Annotated in this window: 15 protein-coding genes and 1 pseudogene; 2 read left to right on the top strand and 14 right to left on the bottom strand. The window is 36.6% G+C overall.

The features are described 5' to 3' along the window. Positions 1 to 196: 196 nt before the first annotated feature. The 4 genes from rlmD to D0463_RS00765 all read right to left on the bottom strand — a co-directional run bounded on the left by rlmD (position 197) and on the right by D0463_RS00765 (position 4,266). A complete protein-coding gene (gene rlmD, locus D0463_RS00780) occupies positions 197 to 1,582 on the bottom strand; it encodes a 23S rRNA (uracil(1939)-C(5))-methyltransferase RlmD (protein WP_483295706.1) in 1,386 nt (461 codons plus the stop codon). Positions 1,583 to 2,043: 461 nt separating this feature from the next. Then, positions 2,044 to 2,652, bottom strand: a complete 609-nt coding sequence (locus tag D0463_RS00775) for a hypothetical protein (RefSeq protein WP_117304012.1) — start codon at positions 2,650 to 2,652, stop codon at positions 2,044 to 2,046. A gap of 466 nt (positions 2,653 to 3,118) precedes the next feature. Beyond that, complete coding sequence (locus tag D0463_RS00770; protein WP_117304010.1) at positions 3,119 to 3,274, bottom strand: DUF1540 domain-containing protein; 156 nt, start codon at positions 3,272 to 3,274, stop codon at positions 3,119 to 3,121. A gap of 164 nt (positions 3,275 to 3,438) precedes the next feature. Next, positions 3,439 to 4,266 carry a formate/nitrite transporter family protein gene (locus D0463_RS00765; RefSeq protein WP_117304008.1) on the bottom strand — a complete coding sequence of 276 codons (828 nt, stop codon included), beginning with the start codon at positions 4,264 to 4,266 and terminating at the stop codon, positions 3,439 to 3,441. Between the two features lie 538 nt (positions 4,267 to 4,804). On the opposite strand from D0463_RS00765, the gene D0463_RS00760 reads away from it, so the two are divergent. Continuing rightward, a complete protein-coding gene (locus tag D0463_RS00760; RefSeq protein WP_117304006.1) occupies positions 4,805 to 5,536 on the top strand; it encodes a GDSL-type esterase/lipase family protein in 732 nt (243 codons plus the stop codon). Positions 5,537 to 5,606: 70 nt separating this feature from the next. Here D0463_RS00760 and D0463_RS00755 read toward each other — a convergent pair. The 10 genes and pseudogenes from D0463_RS00755 to D0463_RS00710 form a co-directional block, all read right to left on the bottom strand. Continuing rightward, positions 5,607 to 5,906 (bottom strand): annotated as a pseudogene (locus tag D0463_RS00755) (integrase core domain-containing protein); the annotation flags it as partial. 139 nt (positions 5,907 to 6,045) lie between these two features. Then, positions 6,046 to 7,026, bottom strand: coding sequence for a hypothetical protein (locus D0463_RS00750; RefSeq protein ID WP_117304002.1), 981 nt, complete (start codon positions 7,024 to 7,026; stop codon positions 6,046 to 6,048). A 15-nt stretch (positions 7,027 to 7,041) separates the two neighbouring features. Then, positions 7,042 to 7,461 carry a hypothetical protein gene (locus D0463_RS00745; RefSeq protein ID WP_117303999.1) on the bottom strand — a complete coding sequence of 140 codons (420 nt, stop codon included), beginning with the start codon at positions 7,459 to 7,461 and terminating at the stop codon, positions 7,042 to 7,044. Between the two features lie 122 nt (positions 7,462 to 7,583). Next, positions 7,584 to 8,423 carry a hypothetical protein gene (locus tag D0463_RS00740; RefSeq protein ID WP_117303997.1) on the bottom strand — a complete coding sequence of 280 codons (840 nt, stop codon included), beginning with the start codon at positions 8,421 to 8,423 and terminating at the stop codon, positions 7,584 to 7,586. 147 nt (positions 8,424 to 8,570) lie between these two features. Beyond that, positions 8,571 to 8,870, bottom strand: a complete 300-nt coding sequence (locus D0463_RS00735) for a hypothetical protein (protein WP_117303995.1) — start codon at positions 8,868 to 8,870, stop codon at positions 8,571 to 8,573. A gap of 152 nt (positions 8,871 to 9,022) precedes the next feature. Next, the gene (locus D0463_RS00730) at positions 9,023 to 9,823 is read right to left on the bottom strand and encodes a DUF4839 domain-containing protein (RefSeq protein WP_117303993.1); all 801 of its coding nucleotides are present in this window, start codon (positions 9,821 to 9,823) and stop codon (positions 9,023 to 9,025) included. A 459-nt stretch (positions 9,824 to 10,282) separates the two neighbouring features. Continuing rightward, positions 10,283 to 11,677, bottom strand: a complete 1,395-nt coding sequence (locus D0463_RS00725) for a hypothetical protein (RefSeq protein ID WP_117303991.1) — start codon at positions 11,675 to 11,677, stop codon at positions 10,283 to 10,285. 215 nt (positions 11,678 to 11,892) lie between these two features. Beyond that, complete coding sequence (locus D0463_RS19725; RefSeq protein WP_254052675.1) at positions 11,893 to 12,777, bottom strand: hypothetical protein; 885 nt, start codon at positions 12,775 to 12,777, stop codon at positions 11,893 to 11,895. Further along, positions 12,741 to 13,097, bottom strand: a complete 357-nt coding sequence (locus D0463_RS20185; RefSeq protein WP_160118334.1) for an FRG domain-containing protein — start codon at positions 13,095 to 13,097, stop codon at positions 12,741 to 12,743. Before D0463_RS20185 ends, D0463_RS19725 begins: the two co-directional genes overlap by 37 nt. A gap of 86 nt (positions 13,098 to 13,183) precedes the next feature. Beyond that, entirely contained in the window at positions 13,184 to 13,948 is a 765-nt protein-coding gene (locus D0463_RS00710; RefSeq protein WP_117303987.1) for a DUF2089 domain-containing protein, read from the bottom strand. A 443-nt stretch (positions 13,949 to 14,391) separates the two neighbouring features. Here D0463_RS00710 and D0463_RS00700 point away from each other — a divergent pair. Further along, a protein-coding gene (locus tag D0463_RS00700; RefSeq protein ID WP_483295705.1) for an IS3 family transposase occupies positions 14,392 to 15,626 on the top strand; the annotation gives its coding sequence in 2 pieces (ribosomal slippage) (positions 14,392 to 14,686 and positions 14,686 to 15,626; 1,236 coding nt in all). The last annotated feature ends 250 nt before the right edge of the window (positions 15,627 to 15,876 follow it).

Raw genomic sequence — 15,876 nt, 5'->3', positions numbered from 1 at the left:
GTATACCGGTGAATTCGAAGGCATTGGATTAGTACAATTAACGGTAACTGATTAAGAAACGTAAGAAGGCAACTCCCATGAGGGTAGTTGCCTTCTTTTTATATGAATTTCGAGACTAGCTGCATATGGGCAGAGTTAATGTGACCGCACATGAGGTGCTGACGACACCATCCCAAACTTAATCACTGCATCGCGATTAGTCATTTAAAACAAGCGTGGCAACAGCTTCAACATGGACAGTATGAGGGAATAAATCAACCGGCTGCACGACTTTCAAGGAATAGCCGAATTGTTCTAGCTCCTTAATATCAACAGCGAAAGTATCCGGATTACACGATACATACACAATTCGTTCTGGTTTGGCACGCCCTATTCTCCTCATCACTTTCCCGCCTGCACCCGACCTGGGCGGATCAAGCAGCAGTAATTCAGGGGTCCCAAAGGTCTCCAGAATCTGGTCAATTCCTTTTCGTGCATCCTTTGCGAGAAAGGTTGTGTTTTCGATCCCATTATCCGCAGCATTGCGTTTGGCCGATTCGATGGACGTCTCGACAATTTCAATGCCTGCCAGTTCCCCTACTTTGTTGGCAAACGGAAGAGAAAACGTACCGACTCCGCAGAAAAGATCGATCATCTTCTCAGTTTTCTTCGGCTGGCCCATTTCAATCGCCAAATCCACCAATTTTTGAGCTTGGGTCGGATTGGTTTGGAAAAAGGTATCAAACCAGAGGCGGAAACGGTAGCCATCCATTTCATCATAGATAAAATCCCGTCCAGCCAAGATATGGGTATCTTCTGATTGAGTGCGATCCGCCCAATTCGTATTTTCAAGCCATAGCAGGCTTTTCACTTGAGGGAACTTGTCGGTAATACGCTGCACCAGATCGTCAGCCGCGTCTTGTAAATGAGCGGAAGGTGCCTCAGTTACAAATAGTCCCAGCATCATTTCTCCAGTTGCAAAGGATTGCCTGACCATAAGGTGCCTGAAGAGGCCTTCATGCAGGTCTTTGTTATATCCCGTTAATTGGTGACTTTTCGCCCAGTCTGCCACTTCCATGGCAGCGGCAACCATCTCCTTGCCCGCAATTAAACAGGTTTCAAGAGATATGATCTTTCGAAAATTCCCTTGTTCATGCAAGCCAAGGGAACCGTTCGGAGCAAACGTAAACTCCATTTTATTGCGATAATGCCAAGGGTCATCCATACCGATTGTATCCAGCACCAAATTTGGATCGAACCCTTGAGCTTCAATCGCTTGTCTCACATGGTCCGTCTTTTGTTTTAACTGCCCTTGGTACTCCCAATGCTGCCATACACATCCACCGCATTTTTCAAAATGCGGACATGGCGGTGCTGTTCTTTCTGGATGGGCCTCGATAATTTCGTTTAGCAGCGCCTTTCTTCTTCTTCGTTCAGGCTTATCAACCGTCACATTCACTTTTTCACCCGGAAGAGTTTGCGGGACTGTAAGCTTCAACTTTTTCAAGTTGCCCTGTTCATTTTCGCGCCAAACTGCTGCCTGCCCCGAACCCCTGTCATCCAATCGGTGAATTTCAGCCACCATTGTTTCTTCTCTAATCATTGTCACTGACTTCTCATTCCTCTTACCAATTTATTTATCACCCTATTTATATATAATCCATAAATCAAGTACCCACTACCCTAGTATAAAGGACAAACAATCAATATAAAAATCAATTCACACCTAGTAGATTTTAACACTTCATACAAAGATCTAGTAAAGGTTAGACAATAATAAAAGTGCCTGGCTCCCAAATATATGCTGTGGAAGCAGGCACCTGCATTTGGGATGTATGCAGACTTTTATAAAATTACTAGACGGAACTGGTCAATCAATTTGTCCCTGATTTACTGCCAAAAATGATGCACCCGTTAGCAGCAAGAACAACGACAAATACCTGCTATCAGTATCCAGTGGACTGATAGGAAAAAAAGAAGCTGATAATAACCAGCTTCCTTAATGTCAAAATCTCAAATTAATTAACACGATAGCTCCAATTTATCCTGTTGTTTTTAGCAATATTATTTTGTATCTGAATCTTCTAAAGCATCTGGATATACTATTTCATCGAAAGTCTCTTGAGTAGCTTCATCTTTAATGAGAATAGTCACTTTCGTATTATCTGCATCCGACCCGTTAAACATTTGATAGATCATTCCAGACATACCGAAACCAATAGAAGCAAAACCATCCATGCTATTTTCATAAGCTGATTTATCTACTAAAAGGGTAAACTCAGAAAATGAATCATTATGTGTGATGTCCTTTATAGAAGCAAAATCTCCACTAGTCTTTGTTTCTTCGATAGTATCTTTGACGTTTGTTTCTAATTCTTTCATCATCTCTTTATGTTTGGACTTAGACATTTTATATGTCAAGGAACCATCTTCGTTCTTGGTTACTTCTTTTACTCCATCCTTTTTCGCTTCGGCAATAACACTATCTATGTCCTCTCCTTCAAACATAGAAGCCGGCAATGTTACTTCTACATTTAAAAGGCCTTTATCCACAGATACTTCTTCGTTCTTCTTTTCGTCCTTGGTTTCGGTTGATGCCTTTTGTTCATTGGATGAACAAGCAGCAAGTACAGCAATAGCTAATATCAACATGATAAAGCCAAATTTACGCATAAAAAATCCCCCTATTATATAAACACCAAACTATTATACTATTTTTTTAGAAGATTTTATAATCAATTTTCCCTATAAATATTGTCCAATTTCTGGTTTATCTCTCTCAATTCTCATTATTCCTTATAATAAACTGAATTAGTTTAAAAGCTTATACATCAAAAGCTATCGTTCTTTAAACAAACTGCCTCGCTACTTTAGGTACAAACCACAATAATCATTAAATATAGACATGCCATGTTTCTTTATAGATGTTGTGCCCCAATCCATTCCGAGTCCTTGCATAATCACTTCCTAGTCCCAAAAAATAGAGACCTGATTGATCTCCGCAGTTCATATATAAATCATTTTAGCAACCGCTTCCCATTGCATCCTGGAAACATATCCACCGGCTCCACTTCAATCTATATCCCCAAAATAAAAACTGGACAGGCAAGCTGCCGTCCAGTTTTACAAAAAGTATTTATTAACGATGTTCAAACGTTTTACACGCCGTTTCCTCAACACTGTCAGCTTCCCTGCTTCCATTCGGACCTATGACATAGATAGCGTCCGCTACACACCTATCACCTTTTGCCCAGTATTTACAATCTTCTACATTGCATAATACATCTGTAGCCATCGAGTGACACCTCCTTTTAAAAGGTTTGTTATTACATACCCTTTTGAGAGGTGAAATAATCAGAAAATTGCCGGAACCTTTTATATCGTATTAATAAAGTAATATAAAAAGGCATTATTCAAGAGAATAATGCCTCAAAGTGCCCGAGAATGGGATTACAGTTATTAAAGGTTTACTACCTTTTTTTCTGGTTGTTGTTGTTTCGTGACTAATAATTGTCCATACACATTCGGCTTATAGGCGATAAAGTAGGCAAGCCCGACGAAAACGGAACCGCCAACTGCATTCCCCAGAAATACGGCAACAAAGTTTGGCAGGTATTCAATCCAGGTAACTTCCCCTGCAAAGATGGCAGCCGGTATGATAAACATATTCGCGACAACGTGCTGAAAACCAATGACTACGAAGGCCATGATCGGAAACCAAACGCCCACTATTTTCCCTACAGCATCCTGGCTCCCGGTCGCAATCCATATAGCCAACGCAACCAGCCAGTTGCATCCGATGGCGGATATGAAGGCTTGAATAAACGTATCGTTAAGTTTTGCCTGTGCGACGGCAACAGTTTTATCTAAATACGGCCCGGTTTCAGTCAACCCGACAACATGGCCGAAAAAGTAAGCAACAAAGATGGCACCAAGAAAATTGCTGATCAAGACAATCGTCCAGTTCCTGAGAATCCCGGTGAACGTAATTTTTTTGGCAAACCATGCCATTGGCAAAGTCGTCATATTCCCTGTCAACAACTCGCCGCCCGCCAGCAAGACCAATACAATTCCAAGAGGAAAGACCGCAGCGCCTATAAAGGTATTAAAGGCACCCCATTCCACTGGCATACCTCCTGTTAATCGAATGTAGAGGAGAAAGCCCATTGAAATAAAAGCGCCTGCCAGAAAACCAAGAATGAGCATGGACGATATAGACATTTTTGCTTTTCTAAAACCTATTTCGATTGACAATTCTGCAATTCTCTGTGGTGTGTGATAAGACATATTGCCCCCCTGAATATATAAAGAAATAAAAAACCAGCACAGGATAGGCCTTGCTTAAGGTTGTTTGTGCTGGTTAACCCGTGACATGAGCAAATATAAGTTCGTTTTCAACTTCCAAAAGATTCAGATCTCACACTGTTACTCAATGTGAAACTAAACACAAAGTGATATTTTAATATGTCTTGCCAATTTTGTCAAAGGGTGTTAGGTCAGTATGAAAGATAGAAAATAAAGCAGAAAGGTCCGAAAGCCTTGTATCAGCTCTCGAACCTCACTGTTTATTCTGTAATTGTCTTAAGCACAGCATTAATTTCCCCAAGTTCCTCCAACATACAATCACCTCAAGAGATTTAATTACAATAAAGTCGCTATTTATTACAAAGAAAGATAATGCTTCTTTTCAATCACCAAATCGAGTCTGAAAAGAAAACTGGCTAATCCTTAATTTCAATATAGTCTCAAACAGGAATTTCTAACATATAAGTAGAATTAACCATTATTACAAAATTAGGTATTTCATACCAAAGGGGAGAATGAGATGAATAAAAAGAAATTCACTAGTTTGGTTATTACAGGTGCCTTTTTACTTACAATGCCATTTAATGCATTTGCGAAAGAAGAGGGTAAACAAGACGGGCATGGCCACAAGAAAGTAGAATATGTCTCATTAGGGGATTCCTTGGCAGCTGGACAAACTCCATACGGTAAAATCGATTTAGGTTATCCAGACTATCTAGCAGATAAATTTAAGGAAGAAAGAAAAAAAGTAGAATTTGATAATTTTGGCGTTCCTGGATATACATCCGTTGATTTAGTTCACGATGTGCTAACCGATAAAGAAGTAAGAAAAGAAATTAAACAGGCGAGTCATATCACCATAGACATCGGAGCGAATGACTTACTACCTGTCTTACGCAACAATCGGGCTTTAGTGCCTCAAACTATCGCTTCCATTAGCGACAACATACAAACCATATTAAGTGAAATAGACAAGTTAAACCGGAAAGTCGATGTTTATGTGATGGGATATTATAACCCATATCCTTATCTTCCACAACAAGATCAAGCTGCCCTCCTTCCGGTCTTAAAGGCATTAAATGGTCAAATTGAACGCAAAGCTGATATAAACGGTGATACTTACGTGCCAACAGAAACGGTTATTGCTAGCAAATATATGGAATACCTTCCGAATCCATATGATATACATTTAAGTCTAAGCGGCTATGAAGCCGTTGCGGATGAATTCTGGAAAGCTATTGAAAATGATTAAATAGTATGCCTAAATTAAAAGCCATCCTTGTAACTGAACTGACCTAGAAAAACGAGACGGGAAAAAACACCTAGGCTGCCATGCTCCTGAATTCTACAGGAGTATGGCAGTTTAATTTATTAAATGGTCGTTGATAGTTGTAAGAGTATATGTACGTTTTCACTTTTTCTAGTATAATTGTATTTGTAAGGTGCACTCGTTGTTGGGTGCTGAATTCATCCGACTTTAGCGAGGAGTGGAAGGATTCGATTACGGCATTATCCAGGCAGTTTCCTTTCCGGGACATGCTGGTGATAATGCCTTTTTCTTTGGCCTTTTCCTGAAACTCATAGGATGTATATTGAGATCCCTGGTCACTGTGCAATATCACGGTTAACAGTACACAGCACTCCACGTGCGTAGAGTGCTGAATGTAGGTAAAAACTGATAAGAGCAGTGGAATTCACCTATACTCATGTTTTCGACTCTTTATTAATTTATTGACTGTTAATTAACTACTAATTGAAGGTCTATTTAATTTTTGTAAGGATATTTTTTGAGTATTTATACACACTTAAGAAATAATCATTATCTATGATCTCGGTATCATTCCCAAGTATAAGTAAATTTAATCTTTTGTTCTTATAGAAAATAATTTTATTGTAATACTTTGATATAGCACCGATTTTAAATTCAAAAATGATATTTAATCCCTTTGTAGTTGTATCATAGAAATACAATCCTTTTGAACCCTGAACAATACAATTTTTATGATGAATAATTATCTTTCTTGGAAAATCATTATTAGGTAGTCTACAACGATGAACCACATTATTGTCTCGTGTGTTTAAAACAATTAAGCCCTCGTCTGCATCAGCAATATAAAGATATAAATTATTCTTGTTATACTTTACATCCTGGGGATCACTGAGTCTAATTTTCTCAAAAGATCTGTAGACCACAGGCTCTTGCAATTCATTTTGATAATAATCTAATCGTAAAATCCCAATATTTCTCAAAGCTAAGAAGATAGTATTTTGGTATAAATCCATATCAGAAATAATACAATTCTCTTCTTGAAAGAACCTTACTGTAATGTCACGAACAAATCGAGGTTTAAGAGGATTAGATAAATTAAGAACCACTATACCTCTTTCTTCAGAAACGGCAAATAATAAGGCGTTTTCATAATTAATTTTCAAATGCGTACAGTTTACTATTTCTTTCTTGAAATAGTGGTTCTGTTGAACATGAGAAGATTTGTTTATGTTAAAACTTTGCAGGCGGTTTGTTGTCGCAACAAACAAGGAACCCTTATATCCAACAATTTCATTTATAAATTTTTCTTCAGTTTTCAAATCAAATACATAGGGATTTCTTTCTTTATATAGGCTATGCCAATTTTTAGGTAAAGGAAGTGAAGAAATTCTGCCATCCGTATACGCTGTAATTATTGAAGAATTATATATTGATAAGGTAGATACAAAGCTGGATTCATTGATTTTTTCCAACACCCTTTCTCCCTTCTAAAGTCTTTTCCTTTTTTTTATACTTGGTATATCATCTTCATCAAGAACTTCATCTACTACCCATTTTTTTAATAAAGAATCTTCGATTTCATATCCCTTTGTAAAAGGTATTACAGGATAACCATGCCACCTATCACTTGGGTTGGTTGGAACTGGAAAAAAACCAAATTGCTCCTTTTCTGTGCCTACAAAAGGGAAGTTATCTAAAAATCCCCAAAGATTTTTCTTGCTATCCTCCCATGAATCTTTTGTTAGCTCTCTTGTGAAACTCCCATAGTCTGCAGAATCAAAAGTATTTATTTCCAGATCTTTGTCCTTCCACTTGTTTGCATTACGGTGTTGACTGGTACGATGATGCTTTTGTATTGATTTATATTGCCTTGTTCTTCCTGGTCTATCAATGTCAAAATCTCGCAATTAAATAATCCTCCTAACATGACATCATTTTTAATAAACAGATCTTCCTAGAAATACAGTTATCCTTTATTCAAGTGTTAAGACGGCTTTCTCTGAAATCAGATTCACTGTACTTTTTTAGATTATTCACGTATCATTTTTAACCTATAATATGTAAAAATAACACTCGTATAGTATTGCATCATCCAATCATACCAGACAGGTTTATTGTATGAAGTTAATTGCTTTTTGTCATTATGTCGTATATTAAAACCATTAACAACACCAAATAAAAGTTTATCATGATCGTTTTTACTTATATCGTATTCACTGTTTAGAAGATTCTTTAGTTCTTCCCGTAGAGGTTCCAAAATGTCAGCCAATATATTTATTGCCTTCTTTTTTGACTCTTCATTAGAATCGAATCTATAAAACATTTTAACTGCTGTTTTTAACTGCTCGATAACACTTTCACTCATTGTTTCTGGAATTTCAGTGTTCATTAAGACATTTATTGCTTCATTTGGTTGTTCCATAACGAACCCATGCTTTTCATCCAAATAATATCCCTTCTTATAACGCTTTAGTAAATTGTTTATATGAGTAGCAAACTCTTTTCTATGTTCGTCCTTAATAAAAGTATTATCTTTATAATTATAAGCACCAATATGATCATATAAAATTTCAATAATAGTAAAGAGTTCTTCTTCCTTGTAAGATTCATAGTTTTCCCAAATAGGATAAACGTTGTTTTTGTTTAAATGATTGATAAAAAAGATTTCGGGGGATGGAGACATTGTTGGAGGATGAATCTGATTTTCCCCTTTAAAGTTTTCGAATTTCCAAACACCTTTAAATGCTATATCAAAAAGCTCCATACGTTCGAAGTAATTATAAGTTTGGAAGAAATAATTCTTCAAATCCTCAAAGTCGATTGAAAAGTCATCATCCAATAAATTGTTTCTTTCTGCAAAATACTTCATTAAATTGTATCACTTCCAAATAGAATTTTTATGGATACTATTCTCGATTTTATATATTTTAGTACAAGATTTTGCTGAAACCAAAGTCGGTTACAATGGTCGTAGGTTGCTTAGTTTTACGTTTCAATGTACGCTTTAATTTACGTTTCATCTATCCAACAGCCTTAAAATTCGTTTACTTTCTTCGAATAACTCCTTGGTCGATTTAAAAGTATCTACAGTAGTTATTTTCCTTCGTGACGGCATAGTAATCCCCAAACTCTCACCACAGAGCCAATTATCGCATTGACCCCAATGTACGAGTGCATTCTCTTTATCAACATTACATACCTTCATCAATACCCGCAGAATTTCATCATCTTTGACATTTGCTTCATACAAAGCTTCAGTCACAAGCTTTATCTCATTATTTCTAATCCGACGTTCTTCCAATGAACTTAGATACACGTATCTTTCCTCCTACTTCATTGTCTCTAATTACTCGTTAATATAAGGTGCCAGGCACTTATCAACATGAAGATATAATATCACCTTCATAAATTTTATGAATTCCATATCCATTTATCTTTCGCTATTGTTACATAACTATTTAATTACATTTATCTCATTTTGATCGAAACTGGCTTGAGTTGAAAAAGACTAGAAGTCTCGCTATATTCTTCAACCGTAGCAATGATACGAATATTAAGACCTACTCCAAAAGTATCAGGAACATTATCTCCTGTTAGATGCAAATCGTTATAATTAACATCTCTAAATTGAAAATTAGGTCCCGAGAAAGTAGTTTTACTATAGTCTCCAGCATAAATTAAATAATCAAATCTTGTTTTATAATTTTCGTGGTTACTCACATAAGCGGTATTCCCATCAAACTCAATGGTCCTTCCAGCATACTTCTGAGCAAATTCTTTAATAAGAGGATCAGACTCGTCTTTTTTGCTAAGTATTTCTGCCAATTCTTTGCAATTATCCACTGTTAAGATTTCTACTTTCGGTTTTTCTACTTTCGGTTTTTCTCCATTTGAATTATCCTTTGCCTCAGATTCTGCTGCACTCTCAGTATCTTCTTTTTTGAAAGTATGATACTTAATAATGACTTCTGTATCTGCAGAAATCCATTCATCTGGAGAATAATCGACATCGCCGCCAACAGATACTTCTTCAACCTCTCCATCTTTTGTTATCAAACCTGTAATTAAATCTTCAAGCTTTTCTGTTTTGATGTTCTTGAATCCTTTTGATTTAAAGTCATCAACTACCTTATGATAATCTCTACCTTTTTGAACACTTGAACCTGACGGTGTTTTTGCTTCACCTTCATGTTTGTTCGAATTGCCGCCACATCCCACTAATGTCATAACCATTATACATGCCAAAAGAACACTAACTATTTTCTTCATTTTTGATAATCCTCCAATTAAAGATTTATCGCTAAGTCATACATTGAAAACCCAATTGATTCGACGATTACACTTTATATAGGTACAATCTCATTAATGATCCAATCATGCTTAGGTTTTTCCATTCCAGTAAAAATGGATAAAAGACCGCCTTAAATTTTTACAACCATACCCAAAATCTTATCTGAATTTACCCAATGTTCTAATTTCTACAAATAAAACATATTTTCTTCCTTTTACCATTTTTAAATAATCGTTGAATACAAAAAATCCGACACTATTGCCGACTTTAATTTTAAGATTATGATTTAATTTAGTAACTTGGGATTTACTGCAACTAATAGGATTAAGGCTTTGCAAGTTATGCCCGGTTAAAATTAGTTGCCTTCTTTAAAAACTAGTTTTGCGACAACTTCTATGTGCATAGTATTTCTTCATTTATTCATCTTCCCCTTTACATTACCACCAAAGATTTCTGTTCTTCTTTAAGGCTTTCTGCTCTTCACTTTTCTCATGCTCCCTACGACCTAACAACTCATCCTCACGAGATACAATTGGATCCAACCAGTTAGCCTTCTTCTTAGCCCAGTCAATCCATGCTGAAATGTCACCATTAAAAGCATTTTGGCAAGAAGCATTATCAACCGCATTGATATATGCTCTAATTTTACAAGCTTTCTCATAATCGAGAGCTTCATTTTCCAACGCAATTGTCCGCTCAACTTCTTCATTATATAAATTGCTTCGTTCTTCCTTCACTCTAGCCTCTTCCTCACGTTTACGAGCTGTCTCTTCTCGTGCTTCGCGCTCAATACGAACCGCTTCAGATTCTTCATATAACTCTATTAACATATCTCCAAGCCTGGATTCGATTCTTGAATTATCTGTATCTCTGAAATATTTACCCTTACGAATACTTACTCTGAGCCTTCCATTGAAAATATAGTCATATTTACGAATCTTTGGTTCTGATGCCCAAGAATGACGACGTTTAGCATCTTCATAAACAATTAAAGCTTGTGCTTCTTGCCTTGTAATTTCATGTTTGATTTTATCCTGATCCTCAAAAACATCAATGCTAACATGTTCATTTCTGATTTGAAGTGAGAGGTCGTCATTGATAGAACCACCTAGGCTTTCTATTTGACGAAATAGTGCATCAAGAATGCTGAAAATGCGTGGGAGAGATTCACTTGAAATAACTCCAGCTAGAAAAGGTGGGCGATTGGAAAAATTCTTGTAACTCCTTTGCGCCCCTCGTGTTTTTGTGTCTTTTTTATTCCAATCCTTAATCACAGCTTTGTATGCATTTATTTTTTTATGTACTTTTGAATTTTCAGCAGGCACATTCATTCCTACCGCTAACAGTAATACTTTTTCTCTCTCTTCTTCTGATAAAAATGAAAGTGATTCTGATGACCTAACACTTTGCTTAACACCACCAAAAGTACTTGCCCCCATTACCTCAGTTGCTCCTATTGTCTCATGCACTGGTAGATTAGTAGGAGCCTCTATCATAGACTGCCTATCTGATATTTCATCTTGATTCAGCACTTTTTGATCAAAAGAATCTTTAGAAGCTACAGTACGTTGAATTCGTGTTTTAGTAGAACTTAACGGCAGGGCAACTTCCTCTATTAAAGAATCCGGTAATGGAGTTTTAATAACAGGTTTCCCCGATCTCAATTTTGTCCAGAATCCTGATGGTGGGATTGGAATATCAGACTCTTTGCATAGCTTTATCATCTTGGCATATGGTACATTATATTTTTTTGCTACACCGGCCACGGAAATTTCCCATATATCATTATATAGCTGTTGCCTTAGTAGAATTGGATCTTTTTCTTCAATCATAGCAATTCCTCCTCTCCTTCATCTTTCGAGTCATTTACCACTTCCTTACTTGCATGTATAGATTCCTCACCCCAAGAAAGCGAATACGCGAATTCAAACAATTTTATACTTCCTATTCCTCGTCTTCGCTTAATATAAAAAGCAGGTCTTTTTTCATTTCTTCGAATTGCGAAATAATGGTATCAAGATTCTTTTCAATGTTTTGAACTTGAACATTAGTTATCTTTCCATGGCTTATAAGCAATAAGCCGCTCATCAATAATCTGATAACTCCAACTCTCAGAAAATTTGTCTTCATTTTTTATGGCAAATCCAATAGGTAGAAGATCGTTATCATCATCAAAAATATTTTCAGCATAATAATCTGCTAACGTACTGTATGATTTCTCTAATCTCCAACTGATATTATTTTCATCAATAGTGCCAATCTCAAGCGGTTTATATCTTTTGTCAAGTGTAGGTCTTATCCACTGTCCTCTGATAATCCAATTTCTCATAATATAATCATCGCCTGTTTTAGCGATGTAAATCCTTACAACGTCATATTTGCCTTTGTTCTGCTCGATTATTTCGCTACCAATAAGCTTTATTTCTTCAATATGTAACACTTTATTTAGAACTACAATTACAGAAATTTTTTTAGCACCAGAATTTGATTCTTGGGATTCAAGGATGCTGTAAGTCCCATCTGGTATAAAGTCAATTGATTTATACTTTTCTTTCAAGTAATCCGCTACTGAAGGAAACTCAGGGTAAATTGTGGTTTCATTTATATTGTGATTTTCATCTAGTTCTGTTTTCACTGCAAGCTTATGTTCGTATGGAATTCTAATCAACATTGAAGGAGCAATAGCATCAAGAGGATTAATAGATCTCTTGATAAATTCACCTTGGACAGTGTTACCACAAATTGCAAAAGTTCCTTGTTGACTAAAAAGACGATCGTTCAATTTTTTTAATTCCTCAGTATGTTCAATAAATGCATTTGCAGAAGCATATTCCAAGATCTCTTCCTTAGTAATTGTTTCTGCATACTGATTTGTAAAAGATGATTTGATGTTTTCTATTTCAAATGAATCCAAAGTAGCAAGGAGCGCCAATAGCTTAACCTTTTTATCTCTAAGAGAATGTTTTTGTTGTATATAAACATATACATTACCTGAAGAATGGCTGTTTGATCTTGGACTGCAAAAAAAAGAGCAATTAAAGGATCTACGCTCAAATCAATTAATCTTGTAGGTATCCCATAATGTTGCATTTTCGAAAGACACTCAATTAGTGATGTCAAACCGCCAAACTCAACGGATTTCATATCAATGGATTCTTGATAGATAGCATATTCATTTTGAACATAGCCCTGGTTTCTAGAAAGGCTAGAAGTAATGCTTTTGTGCTTTTTAGATTGTCCCCTATAAAACACATTTAAATATTGACTGAATATTCAAATTTTATTCAGGAATTCCTCAATATTATTAGCTTGTTCCATGTTATTCACCTCCAAAAATGTTATTTTATTTCGCTCATGAAGCTTGGATTTATTGTCAAATACCCTCTCTCATTGCGGCAAATTCCCGCCCAATCCAAAATGGCAGCAATTACGAAACCTGGTCCGAAAGCGGTCTCTCCAAATTGTGCACCGTGTACTTTGTGTGCTATGTACCCTTCAACTGAATTCAGCGGCAAATCGTCACTTCCGAGCTTTGCTCCTGAACGGGCTTTTCCCTTCATGGCTTTTCCACCATTCTGATATACAACCTCAACAGCAGCATCAAATACTTCCCATATAAGATGATTAGGAACAGGAATCTTAGGTGAAACTAGCCCCTTACCATTTGGATCAAAACCAATATCGCAAAGATCTCCGCTATAAAGAGGAATCAAAGTTCTACCACCATTGGCATTAAGCTTTTCTTTTATCTTTTTAACAACCAAGCTATCGTCTTTGTTAATAGGTTGATTATCAACAGTTATCATAGCAGTTTTATTCCCTTTTTCATTTTTTATTGGGGATAGATTTAATTTTTCTAAAATATCATTAAATTTCTTTTTAACCGCTGGGTAAGACATGCCTTTCTCATTTTGAAGAGTCTTAAAATTACCTTGTGCCTTCAGAAAGCTTTCAACAAAATCAAGTTCGTCTGCTGAGAGATAGTCGAATTTGCTAAGAGGAAAATCACCGTTTAGTTCTAATTCACAATTATCGCAACTTAATCTCGTTGCTATTAGTTTTTCATTACATCTTGGACATTTTGCCACTAATTCCTTTACCATAATATCCCTCCTCTTATAATCAAACTATATCTCTCAATTATATTGTTGTCAATCTAGTTTGTAATTTTATTTATAACTACTTTATGAGTAGAAAAAAATTGTTGGCTTGCATATAGAAAAATACATGTATTTATATGAACATTTGTTTCTTTAATTTAAAAAATTTCTAAAATTAATGTAAAATTATGTTAGGGGAATATTATTAATAATGGGGTGAGGCTTTGAAAACCGTTTACTTTTCAAATTTTATAGACGAGGAAAATATTATAATGAATCCTAAATTTTTTGATTCAAGTGAAAAGACACTCCATCATTTTTCAATTACGATACCTTTTCATAATCGAAAAGATGGCGGGCATGCCATCTCATAAGCCCCTAAATGAACTTGGACAGCTCTCATTAGATGTTTTATACTGATGAATATCAAAGGAGCTGACAACAACATGAAACGCACAGTCCATTCCCGAGAATTTAAAATTCAAGTAAGCAAAGCAGTCATCGAAACAAATAATGGTGCACTGGTTGCGCGCCGGTACGAACTCAGTCCCAACATGGTGAATCGTTGGGTGAAAGAGTTAAACGAAGGCAAATATGATGACGGCAGTATTCCTGTAGCTGTTTCTGCACCTCTTGAAACGAAGAAACTCGCAAACGAGAATCACCAATTGAAGAAACTGCTCGGAGAAAAAGATTTAGAGATTGCCATTCGCCGTGACCTTATAAAAAAGAAAAACCCTCACTTACTGAAAAACTTGAGATAGCTGACAAATGGATTCATAAAGGCTACTCAATCACCATGGTGCTAAACATACTTGATATCTCCCGATCCACCTATTACTACCAAAAAAATGGACGTGTGGAGGAGAAACAAGTAAGTGAGGGACGTCCAGCACCCGGCTATTCCATCAAAGAGGACGGCAATAAGATATCAGATGAACAGATCAAAGAATGGCTCCTAGACGAGATTGCAGAAGACGGATATTCCTACGGTTACCGTAAACTGACAAAGCAATTACGACGGCAATATAGTCTGATTATCAATAAAAAGAAAGTTTACAGGCTATGCAAAGAACTGGGGATTCTGAAGCCACAACGTCAAAAGAAAATAGCCTATCCAAGAAAACTAGCAAGGAATCGTGTCATCACCGGGTCCCATCAATTTTGGGAAACGGATATTAAATACGGATTTATTGAGGGCGAACAACGGTTTTTCTTTATTCTCTCCTACATTGACGTGTATGACCGTTCCATTATTGATTATCACATTGGCCTAAGCTGTACGGGCGAAGATGCAAAGCAGACCTTACAAAGGGCATTACTGAAAAGACAACAATATGATTCACTGGAAAAACCCGTGATCCGATCCGACAATGGGTCACAGTTTATTTCCCATGCATTCGAACAGGGGTGCGAGGGTTTCCAGGTTGAACATGAAAGAATCCCGCCAAGGACACCAAACATGAACGCCCATATTGAAGCATTCCACCGGATTTTGGAGGATGATTGCCTTAGCCGTTATCAATTTGAGTCGTACGAAGAAGCCTATAAAACCGTCTGGGATTTCATGAAATACTACAATGAGCGCCGAATGCACTCAAGCATTCTTGACCTGTCTCCAATGGAATTCTACGAAAAGAATAGGACAGAACCATTGAAAATAAAGGAGTTCCGGGTATAAAAGTAGGATATGAAGTCTGAGCACGGCTTGATTTGGAGAGGCGGGCATGATAGCCTCATTCGGTGCCACCAAGCCTTATAGGGCTGGGCTCTTGGTAGTGGAATTAAGCCCGCAGAGGCTCCATGTCAAGCCATCTGACCGCCTGCATAATCGTAAGAAGAATAAAAAAGAAAAAGTGAGTAAACAAGAGAATAAGAGAGCTTCTGTCCAAAATACGGGGGTTGATCCGGAACCAGCAAGATCTTTGACT

This window comes from Bacillus sp. V59.32b (genome assembly GCF_003429085.1).
In the GTDB taxonomy this organism is placed as follows: domain Bacteria; phylum Bacillota; class Bacilli; order Bacillales; family DSM-1321; genus Peribacillus.
This window is presented reverse-complemented; position numbering and strand designations above follow the sequence as displayed.

Excerpts from the sequence above, each read along its gene's own strand:
- rlmD (WP_483295706.1), bottom strand. The coding sequence starts at position 1,582 with ATGATTAGAGAAGAAACAATGGTGGCTGAAATTCACCGATTGGATGAC.
- D0463_RS00775 (WP_117304012.1), bottom strand. The coding sequence starts at position 2,652 with ATGCGTAAATTTGGCTTTATCATGTTGATATTAGCTATTGCTGTACTT.
- D0463_RS00770 (WP_117304010.1), bottom strand. The coding sequence starts at position 3,274 with ATGGCTACAGATGTATTATGCAATGTAGAAGATTGTAAATACTGGGCA.
- D0463_RS00765 (WP_117304008.1), bottom strand. The coding sequence starts at position 4,266 with ATGTCTTATCACACACCACAGAGAATTGCAGAATTGTCAATCGAAATA.
- D0463_RS00760 (WP_117304006.1), top strand. The coding sequence starts at position 4,805 with ATGAATAAAAAGAAATTCACTAGTTTGGTTATTACAGGTGCCTTTTTA.
- D0463_RS00740 (WP_117303997.1), bottom strand. The coding sequence starts at position 8,423 with ATGAAGTATTTTGCAGAAAGAAACAATTTATTGGATGATGACTTTTCA.
- D0463_RS00730 (WP_117303993.1), bottom strand. The coding sequence starts at position 9,823 with ATGAAGAAAATAGTTAGTGTTCTTTTGGCATGTATAATGGTTATGACA.
- D0463_RS00725 (WP_117303991.1), bottom strand. The coding sequence starts at position 11,677 with ATGATTGAAGAAAAAGATCCAATTCTACTAAGGCAACAGCTATATAAT.
- D0463_RS00710 (WP_117303987.1), bottom strand. The coding sequence starts at position 13,948 with ATGGTAAAGGAATTAGTGGCAAAATGTCCAAGATGTAATGAAAAACTA.